Here is an 801-nt window from a genome sequence, read left to right as displayed (position 1 = left end):
GCTTCCAGAACAGCACCTCCCAGCAGTTGGAGCAGCCGGGCAAGGGCCATCTGCCCATCCCCCGACACCCGCATGTCCGTATCGATGATGCTCCCCATGCCCAGCAGGATAAGGCCGCAGTCCTCAAGGCCGATTGTGATGGTGCATTCCTTACTCATGGCGGGGCACCTCGCCGTGTGCGATATCTTCCAGCAAGGCTTCTTCCGCAGAGTAGGCAATCAAGCGGCGCATGGCGGAAGTGCCCTCAAGCAGAGAACCAAGCGTGGCATCTACCGCTTCCGCATGCCGACAAAGCAGGCGCTGCTGCCCTTCAAAGATAACGCTCCAAGCCGAACGGTTGCCGCCCAGCGCAAGGGGTTTGGCTTCACGGCTTACGGCTACCCTGAAGGCCTCTACCTGCCGGGAAAAGTCCTCTGCCGCTTTCCGCAGGGCCGCCTGTTCATCAGCCAGCCGCTTGCAGGTATAGAGCGCGGCAGTCCTTATGCTGTCCGGCAAGGGAACGGGGGTCGGGTCAATCTTCTCTTCGAGGGCCGTCAGCCTGCCGTAGGTGTCCCCCAACAACTCAAGCAGTTGGGCCTTGATTGCGGCCTGTCCGTTGTCCATGCTATGCGTCCTGTCAGCCATGATTCCCTCCTTTACAGGGGTTCAGGTTAGGCCCGGTGGGGAAGGTTCCAGCTTCCTTGCCGGGCTGTTTCTTTTGGTCTAGGCAGTGTAGTCACGAAATTGTCTAAATTTTCATTTTGTGGCACAGTTCGCTTGTCTTCAACCGTAAGCGAGGAACATATGCCCACAGCAGCCCAC

General features: G+C 58.8%; 1 protein-coding gene. It reads right to left on the bottom strand.

Translation table 11 applies throughout. The annotated features are described in order from the left end of the window. Window positions 1-150: 150 nt before the first annotated feature. Entirely contained in the window at window positions 151-624 is a 474-nt protein-coding gene (locus EII23_RS12110; protein WP_124793557.1) for a hypothetical protein, read from the bottom strand. Window positions 625-801: the final 177 nt, after the last annotated feature.

Origin of the sequence: Desulfovibrio sp. OH1186_COT-070 (assembly GCF_003860215.1) — a bacterium.
Classification (GTDB): Bacteria; Desulfobacterota; Desulfovibrionia; order Desulfovibrionales; family Desulfovibrionaceae; genus Desulfovibrio.
The sequence above is the reverse complement of the archived record's forward strand: the minus strand, read 5'-3'. Positions and strand labels throughout refer to the sequence as shown.